The organism is Pseudomonas edaphica, assembly GCF_005863185.1.
GTDB lineage: Bacteria > Pseudomonadota > Gammaproteobacteria > Pseudomonadales > Pseudomonadaceae > Aquipseudomonas > Aquipseudomonas edaphica.
Genome location: NZ_VBVZ01000637.1, coordinates 1 through 3,482, shown reverse-complemented (window position 1 = coordinate 3,482; position 3,482 = coordinate 1). Strand labels below are relative to the sequence as shown.

General features: G+C 53.1%; 5 protein-coding genes and 1 pseudogene. 1 reads left to right on the top strand and 5 read right to left on the bottom strand.

The window, feature by feature from the left end:
- Positions 1 to 321: 321 nt before the first annotated feature.
- Complete coding sequence (locus FEM54_RS28045; protein WP_240792816.1) at positions 322 to 615, top strand: DUF6124 family protein; 294 nt, start codon at positions 322 to 324, stop codon at positions 613 to 615.
- Between the two features lie 257 nt (positions 616 to 872).
- On the opposite strand, the gene FEM54_RS28040 is transcribed toward FEM54_RS28045, so the two are convergent.
- From FEM54_RS28040 to FEM54_RS35245, 5 genes and pseudogenes are all read right to left on the bottom strand, one after another.
- Positions 873 to 1,103: a hypothetical protein gene (locus FEM54_RS28040; protein ID WP_138453804.1), complete on the bottom strand. Its 231-nt coding sequence runs from the start codon at positions 1,101 to 1,103 to the stop codon at positions 873 to 875.
- Positions 1,104 to 1,255: 152 nt separating this feature from the next.
- A complete protein-coding gene (locus FEM54_RS28035; protein WP_026013838.1) occupies positions 1,256 to 1,648 on the bottom strand; it encodes a DUF2846 domain-containing protein in 393 nt (130 codons plus the stop codon).
- A gap of 541 nt (positions 1,649 to 2,189) precedes the next feature.
- The gene (locus FEM54_RS28030) at positions 2,190 to 2,585 is read right to left on the bottom strand and encodes an SCO4402 family protein (protein ID WP_100219310.1); all 396 of its coding nucleotides are present in this window, start codon (positions 2,583 to 2,585) and stop codon (positions 2,190 to 2,192) included.
- Between the two features lie 214 nt (positions 2,586 to 2,799).
- Complete coding sequence (locus tag FEM54_RS28025; RefSeq protein ID WP_138453803.1) at positions 2,800 to 3,282, bottom strand: RDD family protein; 483 nt, start codon at positions 3,280 to 3,282, stop codon at positions 2,800 to 2,802.
- A 75-nt stretch (positions 3,283 to 3,357) separates the two neighbouring features.
- Positions 3,358 to 3,482, bottom strand: a pseudogene (locus tag FEM54_RS35245) (DUF2846 domain-containing protein); the annotation flags it as partial.

Genomic DNA, 3,482 nt, shown 5'->3' with positions numbered 1-3,482 from the left:
GGGCGCGAAGCGGCCCTGACACCTCACGCCGCGATACATCTGGAAACCCGCGTTGACTCCCCTGGGGCTGCTGCGCAGCCCAACGCGGGGCAAGCCCGCTCGCCACAACACCCCGCCTCTCAGCTTTGATCGGTGTTGCCTGATCGACATGCAGTGTTAAAGGCCAGCAATCCATATCCCTTAACCTTGCAGGAAGCTTCCTAAGCAGCCCTTCGGCCTTGCGCCTGCGCATGCCACTGGCTAGCCTGTGCTCTGTCGCTGCCTATCAGCGAACAGGTGTGGAAACCTGAAACAAGTAGGCCCCTTATCAGGAGCTTATGCATGAGCAATACAACGCGCTTCACCCCCAGCCGCGAAATATTTGAACGCGCCCTGAGCCACTACCTGCAACCCACCTCACCGCAGCCCTTTACAGTGCATCACGACCTCAGCTTCGAAGACGCCCTCGCCCAACTCTGCGACCTGCTGCGCTGCGCAGCCGCCACCGCTGCCGACACCACCCAAGGCCTGACAGGCGATCAACGCCACATGGCCGGTGCCACCGAACACCTGATCGACATGGCCCAAACCCTAGCCGACCGTGCACTGGAGTGCCTGCAACCCAAAACCTGCTGACACACCACAAACCAACTGTGGGAGCTGGCTTGCCTGCGAAGGCGGTGTGTCAGTGCGGGGTTAATGACTGATACACCCCCGTAGGCAGCAAGCCGAACTGAGCACTTTCCCTCATGAGCCAATTTGCCGATTCAGGAAGGTTTTTTAAAAAAAAATAGGGGTCAGACCACGTTTAGAAAAAAAATAGGGGTCAGACCACGTTTAGTGCTCCGTCAGAAGAATAGTGGTCTGATCCCACTCGATCTCTTTTGCTCCATCTACACTGCTTTAATCGCTGAAATCAGACCCAAAAGCTCGGACTCAGTCAACTCAAACTCCTCACCGTCCTCCATTGCCATCAATGTGAGAAGTGCTCGATCCATGCGAGCAGTGATTTCTAAGCCATGGTTTTGATAAATTTCAAATGCCAGTTTAGAAATCCTAAAGACATCAAAACCGTTAACCAGTGCTTTTTCTAAATCCATAGCGAGGTCGGCTTGTGAGTACATATTCCTAACTCTTCAACTCTGGAAAAATAGGGGCCAATCCACGCTTAATACTCAGCAAGAACAATAGTGGTCTGACCCTGAGGGATCCCCCGCTTATGTAAACAGCAACAACGGCCAAGCTCAGCGCCCGGCCGCCTCAAGCGCTTTTTAACTCACTTGCTTTCTTTTGCAATGGTACCCAACGACGCGTCCTTGACCAGATAACGGCCTTCCACATCGCTCAGCACTTTGAGGCTGTTGCGCGCCACGGCGAAGCCCATTTCGACTTCCTGCTTGAGGTAAACCACCTCACCGGCCTTGACGTTGATCGGCATGTCAGCCCAGTTTTCAGCTTTGGAACTGATCACGTGCTGGCCCGGCGACACGAAGAAATAAATGTACTGGTTACCACGGTTGTAACCCATCTCCGAGTCGGCTTCCTTGTCATCCAGGAACACGTTGAACCGCACCATCATCCCCACGTTGCTTGGGCGCACGACATACACCAGGCCTTTATCGGCGACGGCGGCCTTGGGCAACGAGTAGTTCGCCACGTCAGCCTGCATCTTCTCCACCGACGGCGTCGAGGAGCAACCAAACAGCGTGGCCAGGGACAATACAACAGCAGCTTTGCAGAACAGCTTGATCATGTACTTCTTCCTTGTGGTGTGACGGTAGAGCGGGTTGAGAGCGCCGGCGATTGGCAAGCGCAGGTTCTTTGATGCGTTTAATCATCGCCAGGGTATCGGCCGCGGGGATGAAGACGTGAAGCGTTGTGCGTGGGCCAGCACTTTGATGCCTTGCGGGGGTTTGGGCGCGGGGCTTGTAGTCCGGCCCGTCGCCCATATGGCGATCAGGTTGGCAACCTGACAAGAGAGTGCAAAAGCAACCCGCTTCTTTCATTAATTTTCCGAAGTCCTTTGTTGCTTAAATAAATCTGTCCCCATTTCGCCTGGGGCGGATGCCTGGGAAGAGAGCTCAGAAAAATGGGACAGATTTATTTAACTTTCCGAGCCCTTTGTTACTTAAACCAACCCATCCCCTTTTCCCTAAATACCTACCAGGACAAAAATGGCAATAAATTTCATTTTTAAGTGGGAAGGCGGGCTAACCTTTGCCATCACAGAGAAGAACCTCAAGCGCGGACTTAGCCTTATCCACCACTAACTGCCACTCTTTCTTCTCCAAGTAATCCTTATCAGAAAGATCAACGCCATACTTATCAAAAACCACATCAATGGCACTCACAAGGGCTGCCATAGAACTGGCTTCTTCCGTATTTCTCAGAACCACACCTATCCAAGCATAGGGATCCTTAGCGAGCCCGGTATCATCATATAAGAAATGCACAGTGTAATCGAGTTTGTCATACCCAGACTCTGGCAAGGAGTGTTCAACCCAGGCCCGATACTGATAATTAGCGTCTGACAACCCACCCATATAAGACAGAAGCTCCTCCCTCATTGTCGGTAGCTCCAGCTCGGAAAGTTCAGTACGTTTCATTTTTACACTCACCCAAGGACATAAGAAAAAAGGTGCCAAATTTACTTGTGATATCGACCACGTAAAATCAAATAAATTACCCACATTTTCCGCCCAGGGGAGAAAAAGCGGACGGATTTATTTGATTTTCCGAGTTCTTTGTTACTTAAAAAAATCTGTCCCCTTTTCGCCCCAGAGCCTTTTAACCTACACGTTGAAACCAGAGCTACCACCCTCAAGCAGTGCCGGGCTTCCCGTCGTCATAGATGTCGGCAAGACCGCGTACCTTAGTCAAGTTGCCGGTTTGAATCACGATGGTTTTGGCGAACATATCGCCGAGGCGGGTTCTGGACTCAAGGAAAATCCACACCCAGTCGATGATCACCAGCACCCCGGCATTGCGGGTGAGCGACTGAGAAATGGAGCAGCCCTTGCGGGTTTTACGGTCGACGACCGCGATGCTCAGCAAGCGCTTGCCCAGGCTCTGGCCATTGGGCAGCGCGTCTGCGAGCAAGAGGTAGGCAAAACCTGCGAAAAACGCCGCAAGGAACCCGCCCTTGGCCGTCACGGCGGGGACGGACGCCGACAGCACCTCGGCGCCGAACTTGACGATGAAAAAGATCAGCACCGCGATGCCAGAGTCGATGATTCGGGCCAGCAGGCGACGGCCGATGCTAGCCAAAATGGTCGGCCGTTTAGCGGGGGTAATTGCGTCCATACGGTGTCACTCCGGCTTATGTAAACAGCAACAACGGCCAAGCTCAACGCCCGGCCGCCTCAATCGCTTTTTTACTCACTTGCTTTCTTTTGCAATGGTACCCAACGACGCGTCCTTGACCAGATAACGGCCTTCCACATCGCTCAGCACTTTGAGGCTGTTGCGCGCCACGGGGAAGCCCATTTCGACTTCCTGCTTGA